General features: G+C 64.6%; 20 protein-coding genes and 1 pseudogene. 14 read left to right on the forward strand and 7 right to left on the reverse strand.

The annotated features are described in order from the left end of the window. Positions 1–589: flagellar biosynthetic protein FliO (locus tag AKN84_RS13170; RefSeq protein ID WP_193399653.1), on the reverse strand; the 589-nt coding region annotated here is incomplete at its 3' end. A gap of 360 nt (positions 590–949) precedes the next feature. Between AKN84_RS13170 and flgB the strand changes: the two genes are divergently transcribed. The 9 genes and pseudogenes from flgB to AKN84_RS13215 all read left to right on the forward strand — a co-directional run bounded on the left by flgB (position 950) and on the right by AKN84_RS13215 (position 9096). Continuing rightward, positions 950–1360, forward strand: a complete 411-nt coding sequence (gene flgB / locus AKN84_RS13175; RefSeq protein ID WP_050421135.1) for a flagellar basal body rod protein FlgB — start codon at positions 950–952, stop codon at positions 1358–1360. A 27-nt stretch (positions 1361–1387) separates the two neighbouring features. Further along, positions 1388–1813: a flagellar basal body rod protein FlgC gene (flgC, locus tag AKN84_RS13180; RefSeq protein WP_021077939.1), complete on the forward strand. Its 426-nt coding sequence runs from the start codon at positions 1388–1390 to the stop codon at positions 1811–1813. A gap of 26 nt (positions 1814–1839) precedes the next feature. Then, on the forward strand, positions 1840–2151 hold the full coding sequence (gene fliE / locus AKN84_RS13185; protein ID WP_050421136.1) for a flagellar hook-basal body complex protein FliE: 312 nt from the start codon (positions 1840–1842) through the stop codon (positions 2149–2151). Between the two features lie 56 nt (positions 2152–2207). Next, positions 2208–2471 carry a flagellar biosynthesis protein FliQ gene (gene fliQ, locus AKN84_RS13190; protein ID WP_021077937.1) on the forward strand — a complete coding sequence of 88 codons (264 nt, stop codon included), beginning with the start codon at positions 2208–2210 and terminating at the stop codon, positions 2469–2471. 18 nt (positions 2472–2489) lie between these two features. Then, positions 2490–3260, forward strand: coding sequence for a flagellar biosynthetic protein FliR (gene fliR / locus AKN84_RS13195; RefSeq protein WP_050421137.1), 771 nt, complete (start codon positions 2490–2492; stop codon positions 3258–3260). Positions 3261–3270: 10 nt separating this feature from the next. After that, entirely contained in the window at positions 3271–4344 is a 1074-nt protein-coding gene (gene flhB / locus AKN84_RS13200; RefSeq protein WP_050421138.1) for a flagellar biosynthesis protein FlhB, read from the forward strand. Between the two features lie 141 nt (positions 4345–4485). Continuing rightward, positions 4486–7067: pseudogene (gene cckA, locus AKN84_RS13205) on the forward strand (cell cycle histidine kinase CckA). Between the two features lie 245 nt (positions 7068–7312). Then, on the forward strand, positions 7313–8272 hold the full coding sequence (locus tag AKN84_RS13210; RefSeq protein ID WP_050421139.1) for a Tim44 domain-containing protein: 960 nt from the start codon (positions 7313–7315) through the stop codon (positions 8270–8272). Between the two features lie 197 nt (positions 8273–8469). Further along, the gene (locus AKN84_RS13215; RefSeq protein ID WP_244485083.1) at positions 8470–9096 is read left to right on the forward strand and encodes a lectin; all 627 of its coding nucleotides are present in this window, start codon (positions 8470–8472) and stop codon (positions 9094–9096) included. Positions 9097–9245: 149 nt separating this feature from the next. Here AKN84_RS13215 and AKN84_RS13220 read toward each other — a convergent pair whose 3' ends face one another. Next, positions 9246–9653: a DUF3606 domain-containing protein gene (locus tag AKN84_RS13220; protein ID WP_050421266.1), complete on the reverse strand. Its 408-nt coding sequence runs from the start codon at positions 9651–9653 to the stop codon at positions 9246–9248. Between the two features lie 167 nt (positions 9654–9820). On the opposite strand from AKN84_RS13220, the gene AKN84_RS13225 reads away from it, so the two are divergent. Then, entirely contained in the window at positions 9821–10528 is a 708-nt protein-coding gene (locus AKN84_RS13225) for a glutathione S-transferase (protein WP_050421141.1), read from the forward strand. A 110-nt stretch (positions 10529–10638) separates the two neighbouring features. On the opposite strand, the gene AKN84_RS13230 is transcribed toward AKN84_RS13225, so the two are convergent. Beyond that, positions 10639–10998, reverse strand: a complete 360-nt coding sequence (locus AKN84_RS13230; protein ID WP_050421142.1) for a GFA family protein — start codon at positions 10996–10998, stop codon at positions 10639–10641. Between the two features lie 13 nt (positions 10999–11011). After that, positions 11012–11686 (reverse strand): methyltransferase family protein, encoded by a 675-nt coding sequence (locus AKN84_RS13235; RefSeq protein WP_050421143.1) that lies wholly within the window; start codon positions 11684–11686, stop codon positions 11012–11014. A 155-nt stretch (positions 11687–11841) separates the two neighbouring features. Between AKN84_RS13235 and AKN84_RS13240 the strand changes: the two genes are divergently transcribed. Beyond that, on the forward strand, positions 11842–12168 hold the full coding sequence (locus AKN84_RS13240) for an ArsR/SmtB family transcription factor (RefSeq protein WP_050421144.1): 327 nt from the start codon (positions 11842–11844) through the stop codon (positions 12166–12168). Beyond that, positions 12168–12608, forward strand: a complete 441-nt coding sequence (locus AKN84_RS13245; protein WP_050421145.1) for an SRPBCC family protein — start codon at positions 12168–12170, stop codon at positions 12606–12608. Before AKN84_RS13240 ends, AKN84_RS13245 begins: the two co-directional genes overlap by 1 nt. Positions 12609–12675: 67 nt before the next feature. Here AKN84_RS13245 and AKN84_RS13250 read toward each other — a convergent pair whose 3' ends face one another. Beyond that, entirely contained in the window at positions 12676–13137 is a 462-nt protein-coding gene (locus AKN84_RS13250; RefSeq protein ID WP_050421146.1) for a hypothetical protein, read from the reverse strand. A 105-nt stretch (positions 13138–13242) separates the two neighbouring features. Further along, complete coding sequence (locus AKN84_RS13255) at positions 13243–13560, reverse strand: Kazal-type serine protease inhibitor family protein (protein WP_050421147.1); 318 nt, start codon at positions 13558–13560, stop codon at positions 13243–13245. Between the two features lie 232 nt (positions 13561–13792). Here AKN84_RS13255 and AKN84_RS13260 point away from each other — a divergent pair, with 232 nt between their 5' ends. After that, the gene (locus AKN84_RS13260; RefSeq protein WP_050421267.1) at positions 13793–15448 is read left to right on the forward strand and encodes a fumarate hydratase; all 1656 of its coding nucleotides are present in this window, start codon (positions 13793–13795) and stop codon (positions 15446–15448) included. After that, positions 15445–16119: a DUF429 domain-containing protein gene (locus AKN84_RS13265; RefSeq protein WP_128970740.1), complete on the forward strand. Its 675-nt coding sequence runs from the start codon at positions 15445–15447 to the stop codon at positions 16117–16119. Before AKN84_RS13260 ends, AKN84_RS13265 begins: the two co-directional genes overlap by 4 nt. Positions 16120–16186: 67 nt before the next feature. Here AKN84_RS13265 and AKN84_RS13270 read toward each other — a convergent pair whose 3' ends face one another. Continuing rightward, complete coding sequence (locus AKN84_RS13270) at positions 16187–16483, reverse strand: hypothetical protein (RefSeq protein WP_050421148.1); 297 nt, start codon at positions 16481–16483, stop codon at positions 16187–16189. Positions 16484–16538 lie beyond the last annotated feature (55 nt).

Consider the following 16538-nt stretch of genomic DNA (forward strand, 5'->3'; position numbering starts at 1 on the left):
CGGCGCGCGGCGGACGCGGGACGACGGGTTCGGCACGCGGCGGCAGGCGCGGCGGCATCGGATCAGGCCGTGGTTCGCCACGGTCGGGCGTGAAGCCGGTGAGCGGATCACTGCGGCGTTCGGCGATCGGCGGCGGGGGCCGGCGCAGCTCGTCGGCGAAAGAGGGCCGTGCCTGTCGCGGCGGCAATTCGGGCTCGGGAAGGTCGAAATTGTCTGACCGGGCGGCCTCGCTCTCGTTCCAGGCAGCATCCGGCAGCGGCGCCACGCGCGGTGGCGCGGCATCGGTTGCGACGGCCGGGCGGCTCGACATCTGATCGCGGCCGGGCATGGCGCGCACGATGTTCGGCTCGACCACGATGTCGGTGGGGCCACCGATCATCAGCAGATGCTCGATGTTGTCGCGGCGGACCAAGACCAGGCGACGGCGGCCGTCGACCGCGGCAGCGTCAATCACCGCCAGGCGGGGCATGCGGCCGCGATTGGCGTTGGCGCCGAGACGGTTTCCAGCGAAGCGGCGGACGAGCCATGCGGTGACGCCGATCAGCGCCAGCACGACGACGAACGCCAAGACGAATGTAATGACCTGCATATTGGAGTCCCCGGCCATCTTGGCCTTCCTCAGCTTCCGCCATCAACGAGCGCGGATTGATAGGTGCGGTTTTACGCAGCGAATCGCGCCCGAGATTCGCCTTATTTCTTAATTCCCAGCGGCTTGCAGCCGGCTGTTCTATTAATAAACCAAGAATCGCTTGTCCCAAAACGACTTCTCAGCGCCCCACGCTGTCTCGGTTTGTGCTGGTTAACGCAGCATTCGTGGCGAAAATGCGCTCGCCGGCCGTAGTTGCGGCGTTCTCCACGGATCCATCCGGCATTTTAACCACCCGTTAACCATGCACCGGGCAAATTCTGCCTACCTCGGGAGGTCCCAGAGGTTAACGGAGCCGCGGCGATGGCCATGAACGATCTCCCGATCCTGTCGGCGTTGCGCAGCAAGATGCAGTGGCACCAGGAGCGCCAGCGGGTGCTCGCCGAGAACATTTCCAATTCAGACACGCCGAACTTCCGGCCGCGCGACCTGGTCGAGCCGAAGTTCGACAAGGGCGGCGCCACCGTCGGCGGCGGCATGGGGACGCTGCCGATGATGCAGACCAGCGCCACCCACATGGCGGCCTCCGGCGCACCCGACACCTTCGACAATGATCGCGGCAAGAGCGGGTTCCAGACCCGCCCGGCCGGCAACGCGGTCAATCTCGAGGAGCAGATGCTGAAAGTATCGGCCAACCAGATGGACTTCGCAGCCGCCACGTCGCTCTACAGCAAGAGCCTGCATCTGCTGAAAACCGCGATCGGCAAGGGTTAGGCCACTTAAGGGCGGCAGGAGGATCCCATGGCAGATGGAACAAGCGATTTCGCCCGCTCGATGAGCATCGCGACCTCCGGCCTGCGCGCGCAGGCGGGGCGGATGCGGGTGATCTCGGAAAATATCGCCAACGCCGATTCGACGGCGCAGACCGCCGGCGGCGATCCCTACCGCCGCAAGGTCCCGACCTTCTCCTCCGCGCTGGATCGCTCGCTCGACGCCCAGGTGGTGACACTCGGCCGGATACGCCCCGACCAGTCGTCGTTCCGCATCAAGCACGAGCCGGGCAATCCCGCGGCGGACGCCTCCGGCAACGTGAAGTATCCGAACGTCAATTCGATGGTCGAAATGACCGACATGCGCGACGCCCAGCGCTCCTACGAGGCGAACCTCAACATCATCAGCGCGACGCGGCGGATGATCCAGCGCACGCTCGACATCCTCAAGTCCTGACGCAGCAAGAACAGGGAACGTAACTCATGGCTACCCCGACAGTCGCCGCCAACGCCTACGCCAGCCTCGCGAAGATGATGGAGCGCGGCGGCGCCGAGAAGGCCGGGCAGGCCGTCGCCGGCCCGTCCTTCAGCGCGCTGCTGAAGGACTCCGTCGGCAGCGTGCTCGAAGCAGGCAAGAAGTCCGACGCGCAGACCATGGCGATGGCGTCCGGCAAGGCGAATGTGATGGATGTGGTGACGGCGGTCGCCGACACCGATGTCGCGGTGTCGACGCTGGTCTCGGTGCGCGACCGCGTGATCCAGGCCTATGAAGACATCATGAAGATGCCGATCTGACGTCGCTTGCGACGTCATCCCGGGGCGATGCAAAACAACCAACAGCGAGAACAAACATGACCGGCCCTGAAACTCTCGACGTGGCACGCGATGCGATCTGGACCATCGTGATCGTGTCGTCGCCTTTGATGGTGGTCGGCCTCGTGGTCGGCGTCGTGGTGTCGCTGTTCCAGGCGCTGACCCAGATCCAGGAGCAGACGCTGGTGTTCGTGCCGAAGATCCTCGCGATCTTCGTCACATTGCTGCTGGCGCTGCCGTTCATGGCGGACTCGCTGTCCAGCCACATGATGCGGATTTCGTCGCGAATCATCGGCGGTTGATGCACTAATGCCGCGGTCATGCGCATCGATGTCTCCCTGCTGCCGGCGCTGGCCGCAATCTTCGTGCTGGTCTTTGCGCGCGTGGGCGCGATGGTGATGCTGCTGCCCGGCTTCGGCGAGAGCAACATCCCGGCGCGGGTCAAGCTGTCGATCGCGCTGCTGCTGACGCTGATCATCCTGCCCCTGCATCGCAATGCCTATCATGTCGACCTGACGTCGATCTCCTCGCTCGGCGTCCTGATGGTGCATGAGCTCATCATCGGCATCGTGCTCGGCGCGACCGCGCGGGTGACGCTGTCGGCGCTCAACGTTGCGGGTTCCGTGATCGCGCAGCAGCTCGGCCTCGGCTTCGTCACCGCGATCGACCCGACCCAGGGCCAGCAGGGACAGATCATCGGCAACTTCCTCACCATCCTCGGCCTGACGCTGCTGTTCGCCACCGACAGCCACTATCTCGTCATCGCGGCGCTGAGCGAGAGCTACCGCATCTTCTCGCCGGGCGAGATCATGCCGACCGGCGACGTCGCGGCGCTTGCGACCAACGCGTTTTCGGCGGCCTTCAAGATCGGCCTGCAATTGTCGGCGCCGTTCCTGGTGTTCGGCCTCGTCTTCAACATCGGGCTCGGCGTGCTGGCGCGGCTGATGCCGCAGATGCAGGTCTACTTCGTCGGCGTGCCGCTCTCGATCATGGTCGGCTTCCTGATCTTCGCCGTCGTGCTCGCGGCGATGATGAACACCTATTTCGACTACTTCAACGGCGTCATGCGCCAGCTCGCTCCGATGAACTAGGGGAGAGCCTATGGCCGACGATACCGAAGACAAAACAGAAGACCCTACGCAAAAACGTCTCGACGAAGCCCTTGAGAAAGGCGACGTCGTCAAGAGCCAGGAGGTCAACACCTGGTTCATCATCGCCGGCGCCACGCTGGTGCTGTCGACCTTCTCGGGCTCGATCGGCGGCGGCATCTTGATGCCGCTGCGCAATTTGATCGCCAATTCGTGGATGATCCGCACCGACGGTGCCGGCCTGCTGCAACTGACCCAGACGCTCGGCTACGCCGTGGTCGCCGCGATCGGCGTGCCGTTCCTGATGCTGGCGCTGGCCGCCGTCGCCGGCAACATGATCCAGCATCAGCTGGTGTGGTCGGGCGAGCAGCTCAAGCCGAAATTCTCCAAGATCTCGCCGGCGGCCGGTTTCAAGCGGCTGTTCGGCAAGCAGGCGGTGGCGAACTTCCTGAAAGGCCTGTTCAAGCTGATCGCGCTCGGCGTCGTGATGGTCATGGTGCTGTGGCCCGACCGGATGCGGATGGAATCGTTCCTGCGGGTCGACCCGGCCGAGCTGCTGCCCGCCATCACCAGCATGACTGTGCACCTGATGGCGGCGGTGGTCGCGATCCTCGCTGCGGTCGCGATCGCCGACTACTTCTTCCAGTACCGGACCTGGTACGAGCGTCACAAGATGTCGCTGCAGGAGATGAAGGAGGAGTTCAAGCAGTCGGAAGGCGACCCGCACGTCAAGGGCAGGATCAAGCAGTTGCGGGTCCAGCGCGCCAAGAAGCGCATGATGGCGCAGGTTCCGAAGGCCTCGGTGATCATCACCAACCCGACCCACTATTCGGTCGCGCTGGCCTACGACCGCAGCATGTCGGCGCCGATCTGCGTCGCCAAGGGCGTCGACGTCCTCGCGTTCAGGATCAGGGAGATCGCGAAGGAGCACGATATTCCGATCGTGGAGAACGTGGCGCTGGCCCGGGCGCTCTATGCCACCGTCGACATCGACAAGGAAATCCCGGTCGAGCACTATCATGCGGTTGCCGAAATCATCGGCTACGTGATGCGGCTGCGGCGCGGCCTGTCCGGCCTGCGTCAGTAAGGGGCGGAAAACCGCCTGAAATGCGCGTAACTTGCGAAATTGCCGCCTGATGGACTTGCGTTTTCGGGTCCGATTCAGGCACTCAGGGGCAAGGTGGCCGGCCGGTCGCCTTCGTGATGCAGACGAGCCATGTCTCTCCAGATGACCGCCGATAGCAACGATCCTCCCGCGACCGAGCCGTTCGTGGCTCACGGGCCAGCCCGGCGGAGCGGCAGCATCCTGCTGGTGGTGCTGATCGCGATCGGCATCGTCGCGGTGGCGGTCTGGCTCATGACCATCGGCCGCACCCAGGCGCAGCCTATATCCTCGGCGTGCTGGCGCTGCTCGCCACCGCTGGGCTGTTCAACCTGTTCGCCTTGGCCGCAGGCATCATCCGCTTCTCCGACCGCGCCACCGACGACCCGGTGATGGCGCGGATCGCCGACCAGGCCCAGGAGGGGCTCGTCGTCACCGACTCCCGCGGCCATGTGGTCTATTCCAACGCCGCCTATCTGACGCTGACCGGTGCGGCCGGGCCGCAGGACGTCCGTCCGGTCGAGCGCGTCTTCATCGGCAACCCCGACGTCTCCGAAGCGGTGTTCCGCCTCCTGAAGGCCGCGCGCGAGGGCAAGCGGCAGCAGGAGGAGGTGCGCGTCGCCGGGCACGACGCCGGGCAAGGTGGTGGACAAGGCCGCTGGCTGCGGCTGCGGGTCCGCCCGCTCGGCGAGGGCAAGCGCGACGCCAGATATGCGGTGTGGTCGATCGCCGACATCACCCGCGACCGCGAGCGCCAGGAAGACGTGTTCCAGGAGCTGCGGCACGCGATCGAATATCTCGATCACGCGCCTTGCGGCTTCTTCTCGGTCAATCCGGCCGGCGAGATCGCCTATGTCAACGCGACGCTCGCCAACTGGCTGGACTACGATCTGGCCGAGATCGGCTCGGGCGGGCTGAAGCTGACCGACATCGTGTCGGGCGACGGCGCGGCATTGTTGACCTCGATCGCGGCCGTGCCCGGTGAGGTCAAGACCGAGGTGTTCGACATCGACCTGCGCATGCGCGGCGGCAAGACCGTGCCGGTGCGGCTCTATCACAAGCTCGCCTTCGGCTCCGACGGCGCAGCGGGCGCCTCGCGCACGCTGGTGATCAGCCGCGCCCGCGACGAGCATTCCGATCCGGAGCGCGCCGCCGAGGTGCGCTTCATGCGCTTCTTCGACCATACGCCGATGGCGATCGCGACCGTCGACCGCGGCGGCAACGTGGTCGGCGCCAATGCGCGCTATGCCAAGCTGGCGCAGGGGCTGAATGGTGACGGCGGCGCTGCCAAGTCGATCTTCCGCGCGGTCAATCCGCGCGACCGCGGCCTGCTGATCGCCGCGATCAACCAGGCGGCCGAAGGGCAGGGCGATATCGCACCGGTCGAGGTGATGCTGGACGGGCCCAAGGAGCGCTTCGCCCAGTTCTTCGTCACGACCATCGAGAAGGACGAGCGCGACGCCGAGACCGCGATCGTCTACATGCTCGAGATCACCGAGCGCCGCGCGCTGGAAAACCAGATCAACCAGTCGCAGAAGATGGAGATGGTCGGCCAGCTTGCCGGCGGCATCGCGCACGACTTCAACAACGTGCTGTCGGCCATCATGATGGCCAACGACTTCCTGCTGAACGCGCACAAGCCGACCGATCCGTCGTTCCAGGACATCATGCAGATCAAGCAGAACGCCACCCGCGCCGCGACGCTGGTGCGGCAGCTGCTGGCGTTCTCGCGCCGCCAGACGCTGCGGCCGCAGGTGCTCGATCTCGGCGATGCCTTGAGCGATCTCACCATGCTGCTGCGCCGGCTGATCGGCGAGAAGGTCAAGCTCGACCTCGTGCATGGCCGCGATCTGTGGCCGGTGAAGGTCGACGTCTCGCAATTCGAGCAGGTGGTGGTCAATCTCGCTGTCAACGCCCGCGACGCGATGCCCGACGGCGGCAAGCTGATCATCCGCACCGCCAATGTGCCGACCGAGGAAGCAGCCCAGCTCGCCAACAAGGGCATGCCGGCGGCGGACTATGTGAAGATCGAGATTTCGGACACCGGCACCGGCATTCCGCACGAGATCATCGACAAGATCTTCGAGCCGTTCTTCTCGACCAAGGAAGTCGGCAAGGGCACCGGCCTCGGCCTGTCGACGGTCTACGGCATCGTCAAGCAGACCGGCGGCTTCGTCTATGTCGATTCCGTGCCGGGCGGCGGCACCACGTTCCGGATCTATCTGCCGCGGCATCGCCAGGAGCAGGAGGTCGCGCCGGAGGCGCAGGCCGGCAACGGCGCGGCAAAGGAAACCGCCGCCGCAGCGGAGGCCGCCAAGCCGAAGCCCGATCTCACCGGGCAGGGCACCATCCTGCTGGTCGAGGACGAGGATGGCCTGCGCTCGCTCAATGCACGTGGTCTGCGTTCGCGCGGCTACAGCGTGATCGAGGCGGCCAACGGCGTCGAGGCGCTGGAGGCGTTCGAGGAGAAGAACGGGGCCGTCGATCTCGTCGTCTCGGACGTCGTGATGCCGGAGATGGACGGGCCGACGCTGCTGAAGGAAATGCGCAGCCGCAATGCGGAACTGAAGATCATCTTCGTCTCCGGCTATGCCGAGGATGCGTTCGAGAAGAGCCTGCCGGAGAACCAGCAGTTCGCCTTCCTGCCGAAGCCGTTCACGCTGACGCAGCTGGTCGCCGCGGTGAAGGAAACCATGGCGGCGAACTAGCCGGTTGCCGCCGCAACTGCCTTCGCTTCTCGCAAGTGCGAGGTGAAATTCCGCTGCAACTGCGATTGAAACCGGGCCTCATCTCGCGCTAGGACGCGCTGTCGCGGCCACAAGGCCCATAGTGTCACATCGCCGCGACCGAGGGCCGCAGCCGCGGTTCCCGTTTCCCGCTTCACTTTTGTCAGGCCCTGCCCATCTTAGGGGCGGCGTTTCCCCATGCCGGGGAATCCTTTGAGGAAACCAACATGAATTTCTCGCAACGCACGCGTGGAATTGTTCGGGCGATCGCCGTCGCGATGGCGCTGGCGCTGCCTGTGATGATGACCGTCTCGGCGGCCGACGCTCGCGTCGGCGGTGGCGGCTCGCGCGGCTCGCGGACATTCTCCGCGCCGCCCTCGACCAACACCGCGCCGGGCTCGGTTGCGCCGCTGAACCGCACCTTCAGCCAGCCTGGTAGCCCGGGTATGAACTCGCCGGCTGCTGCGAACTCCGGCGGCCTGTTCGGCCGCGGCGGAATGGGGCGCGGCCTGCTCGGCGGCCTAGCCGCGGGCTTCCTCGGCGCCGGCCTGTTCGGCATGCTGTTCGGCGGCGGCCTGTTCTCGGGTCTCGGCGGCCTGTCGTCGATGCTCGGCCTGCTGCTGCAGATCGGTCTGATCGTGCTCGTGGTCCGGCTCGCGATGTCGTGGTGGCAGCGCCGCAATGCGCCGGCCGCCGCTTACGCTGGCGGACCCGACGTCGGCCCCGGCCCGCAGGCGAATGCCCGCTCGGGCTTCGGCTTTGGCCTCGGCGGCGGGGCGAATGCGCCGGTTGAGATCGCGCCTGGCGACTATGAGACGTTCGAGCGGCTGCTCGGCGACATCCAGACCGCGTGGTCGAACGAGGACATTGCGAAGCTGCACACGCTCGCGACGCCGGAAATGGTGTCGTACTTCTCCAGGGATCTCGAGGAGAACAAGGCGCGCAACGTCACCAACAAGGTGACCAATGTGAAGCTCCTGCAGGGCGATCTGGCGGAAGCCTGGCGCGAAGGCGACAGCGAATACGCGACGGTCGCGATGCGCTACGCGCTGGTCGACACCATGCTGGAGCGCGGCACCGGCCGCCAGGTCAGCGGCGGGCAGCCGGAAGAGGTCACCGAGGTCTGGACCTTCGTGCGCCAGCGCGGCGGCAATTGGGAGCTTTCAGCGATCCAGCAGACCAACTGACCGATGGTCTGACATGACGAACACAAGGCGCCGCGGCATCGTCCGCGGCGCTTTTGTCTTGTGCGTTCATTGCCGTGTCGTGACGCCGGAATATCCGGACATGCCGCGGGTTGATGTCAGCGGACCATAACAACCATCGGGAGGATGGAATGAAGTTTGCAAAAATCGCCGTTCCCGCCTGTCTTGCGTTCGTCGTCATGGCCGCGCCGCCGGCTAGCGCGCAGACCGCCGACACCGGCTTCTTCGTGACCAGCAACGGTATCGGCAACGGCGGCAACCTCGGCGGCCTCGCCGGCGCCGACAATCATTGTCAGACCCTGGCGCAGGCGGCGGGTTTCGGCGCGCCGAAGACCTGGCAAGCCTATCTCTCGACCCAGGCGGCCGATGGCAAGCCCGCAGTCAATGCGCGCGATCGCATCGGCAAGGGGCCGTGGAAGAATGTGAAGGGCGTCGTGGTCGCCAAGGATGTCGCCGATCTGCACAGCGCGGGCAACGCCCTGACCAAGCAGAACTCGCTCTCCGAGAAAGGCGAGCCGATCAACGGTCGCGGCGACACGCCGAACCGTCACGACATTCTGACGGGCTCGCAACCGGACGGCACCGCCTTTGCCGCTGGCGAGGACCGCACGTGCAAGAACTGGACAAGCAGCACGCAGGGCGCGGCGATGCTCGGCCATTCCGATCGCATCGGCCTGCGTGACGACGACGCATCGAAGTCGTGGAATTCGTCCCATCCCTCGCGCGGCCCCGATGGCGGCTGCTCGCAGGCCGATCTGAAGAGCACCGGCGGCGACGGCCTGCTGTACTGCTTCGCGGCGAATTGAGGGAGGCTTGCACCTCTCTCGTCATTGCGAGGAGCGATAGCGACGAAGCAATCCATCCGTCCGCGTACGGTGGGCGATGGATTGCTTCGCGGAGCCTGTCATCGGGCGCGCGTTCGCGCGACCCGTTGGCTCGCAATGACGGGGCCGGGTCAGCTCTTCTTGCGCTTGACGCTCTTCTTTGCAGTTTTCTTTACGGTCTTCTTTTTCTTCGCGGTTTTCTTCTTTGTCGCGAAATAGGCCTCGACCTTCTTCGAGGAATGTCCGACCTCGGCGACTGCCGCCTTGAGCCGGGCAGGGGTCACCTTGAACTTCTTCGACCAGTAGCGGACCTCGTAGGGCTCGCTGATCGCGATCCGGGCGCGATCGGCGGCCATGTGGCGCTGCTCCTTGAAATAGGCTTCCACTTTCCTCGCGGAGTGCCCGACCTTCTTGACGGCAGCCTTGAGCTTTGCCGGCGTGACCTTGAACTTCTTGGACCAGTACGCAACTTCGTAGGACTCGCTCAACGCGATCAGGGCGCGATCCTGTGCGCCCCGCTTCTTCTTGTTGTCCGCCATCAGTTGATCCTTCATCGAAGACTCGACGCTGGAACCTTAGCAGTCTCCGCGCGGTTCGGACAGGCGGCCCGCGTGCGATGGACGATCGGGCCGCGGCGCGGCTACGATCGCGATGAAAACAAACGACTGAAGAGAAATGACGCTGCGAAGTTTTTGGAGGTAAGTGCATGCACTATCAGCTTTACTACTGGCCGATGATCCAGGGCCGCGGCGAATATGTCCGCCTCGCGCTCGAGGATGCGGGCGCCGGCTACACCGATGTTGCGCGCGGCAAGGGCGGCACCGGCGCCATGATGAAGATGATGGACGCGCACAAGGGTGCGCCGCCCTTTGCGCCGCCATTCCTCAAGGCCGGCAGTCTCGTGATCGGACAGACCGCTAACATCCTGCTGTATCTCGGCGCGCGTCACGGCCTGGCGCCGAAGGCGGCAGCGAGGAAGCTCTGGGTGCACCAGCTGCAACTGACGATCACGGACTTCGTGCTTGAGATTCACGATACCCATCATCCGCTCGGCCCGTCGCTCTATTACGAGGACCAGAAGGCGCCGGCCAAGAAGCGCACGGAAGAATTCTGGAAATCGCGGGTGCCGAAATATCTCGGTTATTTCGAGGATCTGGTCGCGGCGAACGGCGGTGCCTTCGTCACCGGACGCCGGATCACTTATGTCGACCTGTCGCTGTTCCAGATCGTGGAAGGCCTGCGCTACGCTTTTCCGAAGCGCATGGCCGCGTTCGAGAAGAAGGTCCCGCGCCTGATCGCGCTGCGCGATCGCGTCGCCGGGCGGCCGAACATCAAGGCCTATCTGGCGAGCGAGCGGCGGATTCCGTTCAACGAGGAGGGCATCTTCCGGCGCTACAAGGCGCTGGATATTTGATTGATAGCAGTCATTCCGGGGCGATGCGTAGCATCGAACCCGGAATCTCGAGCCACAACTTCTGGATTCCGGGTTCACGCTTCGCGTGCCCCGGAATGACTGCTCCGCAGTCACCGGCTCCGCCCATCCACCGGCGTCATCGTGATCTTCGACAGGTCGATGCCGTCGATGCAGCTGACATTCAGCGCCACGATGTCGGTGCCATCGGGTTTCTTGCCGAGCGCGAACACGTCGACGCCGCAATCGACGCAGAGCTGGTGGCGGATCGCATGGCGGTTGAAGAGATATTCCTTGAGGTTCTCGGCGCCGGCGCGGAGCTGGAAGCTTATTGGCGGCATGAACACGAAGTGCAGGCCCTTCTTGGTGCAGATCGAGCAGTTGCAGGCGGTCACCATCGCCATGTCGGTGGTGCATTCGAAGCGCACCTGGCCGCAATGGCAGCCGCCGGTGTAGATCTTGCTCTCTGCCATGGCGGTCGGTCCCTCACCACAGTCCGGGCACCAGACGATAGCGCACCCGCGCCGCATAGTCAGCATAGCCTGACAATCCCGCCATCAGCGTGCGCTCCTCGATCCCGGTGCGGAACGCAAACATCGCGAAGAACACCGGCACGAAGGCAAGGCCCCACCAGGAGCCGAGTGTCAGCGGCACGCCGATGAAGAACAGCATCACGCTCGCATACATCGGATGCCGCACCAGCGCGTAGGGACCGGTCGAGATCACGTGATGGTCGCGCTCGGTCTGCACCTTGACGACCGGCGCTGCGAACGAATTGGTGCGGAACACCCACAGGATCAGCACGGTCGAGAGCAGATACAGCGCGAGGCCGAGCACGATCAGCGGCACGCCGGCATTGGCACCGCCAAAGCGGCGATCGAGCCCCATCGCGACGAACCACAGCACCGCGATGACCAGGAACACCAGCATGAAGCGCTTGTCCTCGGCGGGCTGGCCTTCGCGTGTGGTGAGACGCATGCGCTCGGCCAAGAGGCCGGGATCGACCTTGGCGAGCCACAGCCCGCAGGCCGGGCCGATCAGCGCCGAGGCGATCAGATATGCCCAGGCGCCGGGCCAGTGCAGCGTGCCGGCGAAGGCAAACAGCAGCGCGGCCATCGCGAGGACGAAGAACGTATTCTGCAGGAGGAGCTTTGCGATCATGGGTGGCTCCGTGATTCCAACAGTGATTATCGCACCGTTTGTCCGGCAAACATGCGACCGCAGCCATCAACTTTCGGAGCAGGCGAGCTGTTCCAGCGCCGCAACTGCATCGCTTCTGCATTGACAATCGTATAAGCAATTGCTTATATATTCGCATGACCGCCGCCATGCAGCTGACCAATGTGCTCAAGACCCTTGCCGACCCGACGCGGCGGGCGGTGTTCGAGCGGATCATCCGGGAGGGCGAAATCGCCGCGACCGGGCTGGTGCAGGGCTCAAAGGTGTCGCAGCCGGCGGTGTCGCAACATCTGCGCGCGCTGCGCGATGCCGGGCTCGTCGCCGAGCGGCGCGAGGGTCGGCACATCCACTATCGCGTCGCGCCGAAGGGGCTCAGCCCGCTGATCGACTGGCTCGGCCATTACGAGACGTTCTGGGCCGAGCGCTTCGCAAATCTGGAACGGTTGTTGAAGGAGAGTGAGTGATGAGTGAGACGCACGCGATCACGGTCGAGAAGGTGCTGCCTTATGCCGCCGACAGGATCTGGCGGACGCTGACCACGAGCGAATTGCTGATGAAATGGCTGATGCCGAACGATTTTCAGCCGAGCGTCGGCCACCGGTTCAATTTCCGCACCAAGCCGATGGGCGACTGGGACGGCGTTGTGCATTGCGAGGTGCTGGATTGCGATCCGCCGCGCCTGCTGCGCTATTCCTGGAAGGGCGGCGCCGACACCAATCCGGACTACGGCTCGAAGCTCGACTCGGTCGTCACCTGGACGCTGACGCCGGTCGAAGGCGGCACGCAGGTCCGCATGGTGCATGACGGCTTCGTCTTCCCCGGCAACCGCTTCGCGTTCGACATGATGAGCCCGGGCTGGGGCAAGATCGTCGACGCGATCGGGCGGGTCACAGCGGAAGCCTAGAGCTCCATTCCGATTGAATCGGAACAGAGTCGAGATTCTAGTTTCGCTCAGAAAACGCTCGAACGGATCACTCGTTGTTGCCGCGGCGAACCGTGATCGAGGCGTCGGTTCTGTTGCGCGTGCATTCGAGATTGAGACGGCGATAGCGCATGTTGATGGTGTTGCCGCGCAGGATGCCCATGCGCTTCAGGCAGCGTGAGGTGCCTGTGGTGGCGTCGTCCTTCGGCACGGTGAAGATCAGTGCGGTGGCGGAGCCGACCAGGTTGAAGAACTCCGGCTTCATCTTGCGGTCGGTCTTGGCATAGAGCTCGATCGCATAGTCCTTGCCGCGGCAGCCGAGCGACAATTCCTTCGCGGCCGGATGTGTGAGGTATGTGATGTTGGCGGCGCTGAAATTGACCTTCAGCCCGTCGATCTGGCCGGCGAGCTGCTTTGCGATGTCCACGCAGGGATCGGCATGCGCGGGTGCTGCGGCGAAAGCCGGCGCCAGCGCGATCAGCGCGGCGGGCAGGGTGGAGCGGATGCCCAAAGGCAAGCGTCGGCGCAACGGTGCTGTCACGAAATACCCCCGCGGTACGAAAATACGCGAAGCTACATGCAGGCTCCCGCGCAGCGCGTCAATATGACCTGTCCGTCAGAACGTGCACTTGCCGTCCTGCGCCTTGGAAGCACCGGCGGCGCGGCGCTCGCAATCATTGCCATAGGTCTTGCCGTCACAGCCGCACACCGGCTTGAAGATCTTGTTGCAGATCGTCGGGCGGAACGCGCAGGTGCCGGTCTGGTCGGCACGGCCGCAGCTGCCTGGTTTGAACTGGCAGAACTGGCCGCGACTGCTGCATTGCAGGCCGGCAAGGCCGCCGCAGGACTTGCCGAGGCGGGCTGCATCGGCGCCGCTCGGGAGTGCGATCAACAAGGCCAGCGCCGCAAAGTAGATGAAATGCGCTGTCTTCATGAAGGCCTCCTAATGGCTTCGCTGGCCAATTGCTGGTGTGCTGCGCGTTGTGGCAACCCAAGATTACCGTGGCATGAAACCTAGCACGTGGATTGCCGGTCTCGCGCATGGCTGGAAGGCGGCCGGCTTCCCTTTCCTTTGTCCGAAAAAGGCTTAGAACGGCTCTACATTGCCGGCGGCCTTGCGGCCGGGCCGGCCTTCGAACCCGACCTGCAAGCCCAAAGAGCAGCTCATGAACGCCCCCTCAGCCTTCCCCGACCAGCAGAAGCCCGTTCCGCCCTACAAGCACACGCCTCTGTTCCCGCTTGGTGCCGACACCACGCCCTACAAGAAGGTGACGAGCGGGGGCGTCCGGGTCGAGAAGGTCCTGGGCAAGGACATGCTGGTGGTGTCGCGCGAGGCCTTGCGGGCGCTCTCCGAGGCCGCCTTCGGCGACATCAACCACTATCTGCGGCCGGGCCATCTGAAGCAGCTGCGCTCGATCCTCGAGGACAAGGAAGCCAGCGACAACGACAAGTTCGTCGCCTTCGACTTCCTGAAGAACGCCAACATCGCCGCCGGCGGCGTGCTGCCGATGTGCCAGGACACCGGCACCGCGATCATCATGGGCAAGAAGGGCTGCAACGTCATCACCGATGGCGACGACGAGGCCGCGCTCTCCGAAGGCGCGCGCGATGCCTATCTGCGCCGCAATCTGCGCTATTCGCAGGTCGCTCCCTTGTCGATGTATGAGGAGAAGAACACCGCCAACAACATGCCGGCGCAGTGCGAGATCTACGCCGAGGGCGACGATGCCTACAAGTTCATGTTCATGGCCAAGGGCGGCGGCAGCGCCAACAAGAGCTTCCTGTTCCAGGCGACGCCGTCGGTGCTGACCAAGGACCGGTTGCTGGCCTTCCTGAAGGAGAAGGTGCTGACGCTCGGCACCGCGGCGTGCCCGCCGTACCACCTTGCGATCGTGATCGGCGGCACCTCCGCCGAGCTCTGCATGAAGACGGTGAAGCTTGCCTCGGCGCGCTATCTCGATGCGCTGCCGACCCACGGCTCGGCCGACGGCAATGCGTTCCGCGATCTCGAGATGGAGCAGGAAATCCTCAAGATGACGCAAAGCCTGGGGGTGGGCGCGCAGTTCGGCGGCAAGTATTTCTGCCACGACGTGCGCGTGATCCGCATGCCGCGTCACGGCGCCTCGCTGCCGATCGGGCTCGGCGTGTCCTGTTCGGCGGACCGCCAGGTGCTCGGCAAGATCACCAAGGACGGCGTCTATCTTGAGGAGCTCGAGCACAATCCGGCGCAGTACCTGCCCGCGGTCGAGCAGTCGCTCGGCGGCGAGGTCGTCAAGATCGACCTCAACAAGCCGATGAAGGAAATTCTCGCGACGATGTCGCAATACCCGATCAAGACCCGTGTCTCGATGACCGGCACCATGATCGTAGCGCGCGATTCCGCGCATGCCAAGCTGCGCGAGCGGCTGGAGAAGGGCGAGCCGCTGCCGGATTATTTCAAGAACCACCCGGTCTATTACGCCGGCCCGGCCAAGACACCCGATGGCTACGCCTCCGGCGCGTTCGGCCCGACCACCGCCGGCCGCATGGATTCCTTCGTCGACCAGTTCCAGGCCGCGGGCGGCTCGATGGTGATGGTCGCCAAGGGCAACCGCGCCGTCGCGGTGCGCGAGGCCTGCAAGAAGCATGGCGGCTTCTATCTCGGCTCGATCGGCGGCGCCGCGGCGAACCTCGCCGAGCACTGCATCAAGAAGGTCGAGGTGGTCGAGTATCCCGAGCTCGGCATGGAAGCGATCTGGCGCATCGAAGTGGTCGACTTCCCGGCCTTCATCATCATCGATGACAAGGGCAACGACTTCTTCAAGGAATTGAATCTGGGTTGAGGGCGATCGGCCTCGACGGATTCTCGAAAGGCTGGGTCGCCGTCAGCATCGACGGCGACCAGCGCACGATTTCCTTTCACAGCGATCTTGCGGACGCGCTTTCGCGTCCGTTCGATCGTGCCGGGATCGACATCCCGATCGGCATGACTGATGACGGGGAACGCGATTGCGACCTGCTCGCCCGCGCGCGGCTGCGCCAGCACAGCTCGCGCGTCTTCACCGGCGCACGGCGCTGGCTGTGGCAGGAGTTTCAAGACCCCGACAGGGCGAACAAGGAAGCGCGACGCCGCGGTCAGACGGCCGTCTCACGCCAGCTCTGGCACCTCGGCAGGAAGATCATGGAGGTCGACGCGTTCGTTCGTGCGAACGCTGCACGCGACATCCGCGAGGTGCATCCCGAACTGGTGTTCCTGCGGCTGAACGGCGGCGTGCCGCTGCCGCGCAAGAAATCGGAGGAGGGCGATACGCTCCGCCGCAAGCTGCTCAAGCACTCAGGCTTTCACGACATCGATCGCTGGCTGACGCGTGCGCGGATCGGCACCGGTGCGAAACGCGACGACGTGCTCGATGCCTGCGCGGTGGCGCTGGCTGCCCATGAACCAAGCGGCTGCGTTCCCGAGGGACCGCAGCCGCTGGATGGACATGATCTGCCGATGCAGATCTGGTTCTAAACGCGTTTTCGAGCGAAGTGGGCACCGGTTCGCGCCAAGAAAACGCGTCAAGACAAGGCGGGTTTGCTTACGCGCGCGAGCCAGTGAAGGGGAAGCTGCCCATCGGGCCGATGCCCATCTCGCCGGAGATGCCGTCGCCTGCGACCTTGCCGGAGAATTCGAGCGTCAGCGGCATCGGGTTGGTGATCGAAACCTTCCAGGAGACGTCGTCGCCGTTCACGGTGCCGTCGAAGATTTCGGTGGAGTTGCCCTCGGCGCCCTGCGTGCCGGTGAGCGTGCCGCCCGAACTCGCCAGCGACAGCGTCGCCTTGCGCTCGCCCATCGGCGTCGTCATCGTGAGATTCCAGTTTCCGTCCACCGCCATTGATGTATCCCCTCGGTTATTCAGAGCGTGCGCGCGGTATAGCCCATCTTGCCGC

The sequence above is a fragment of the Bradyrhizobium tropiciagri genome, assembly GCF_001189845.1.
GTDB classification, from domain to species: Bacteria; Pseudomonadota; Alphaproteobacteria; order Rhizobiales; family Xanthobacteraceae; genus Bradyrhizobium; species Bradyrhizobium tropiciagri.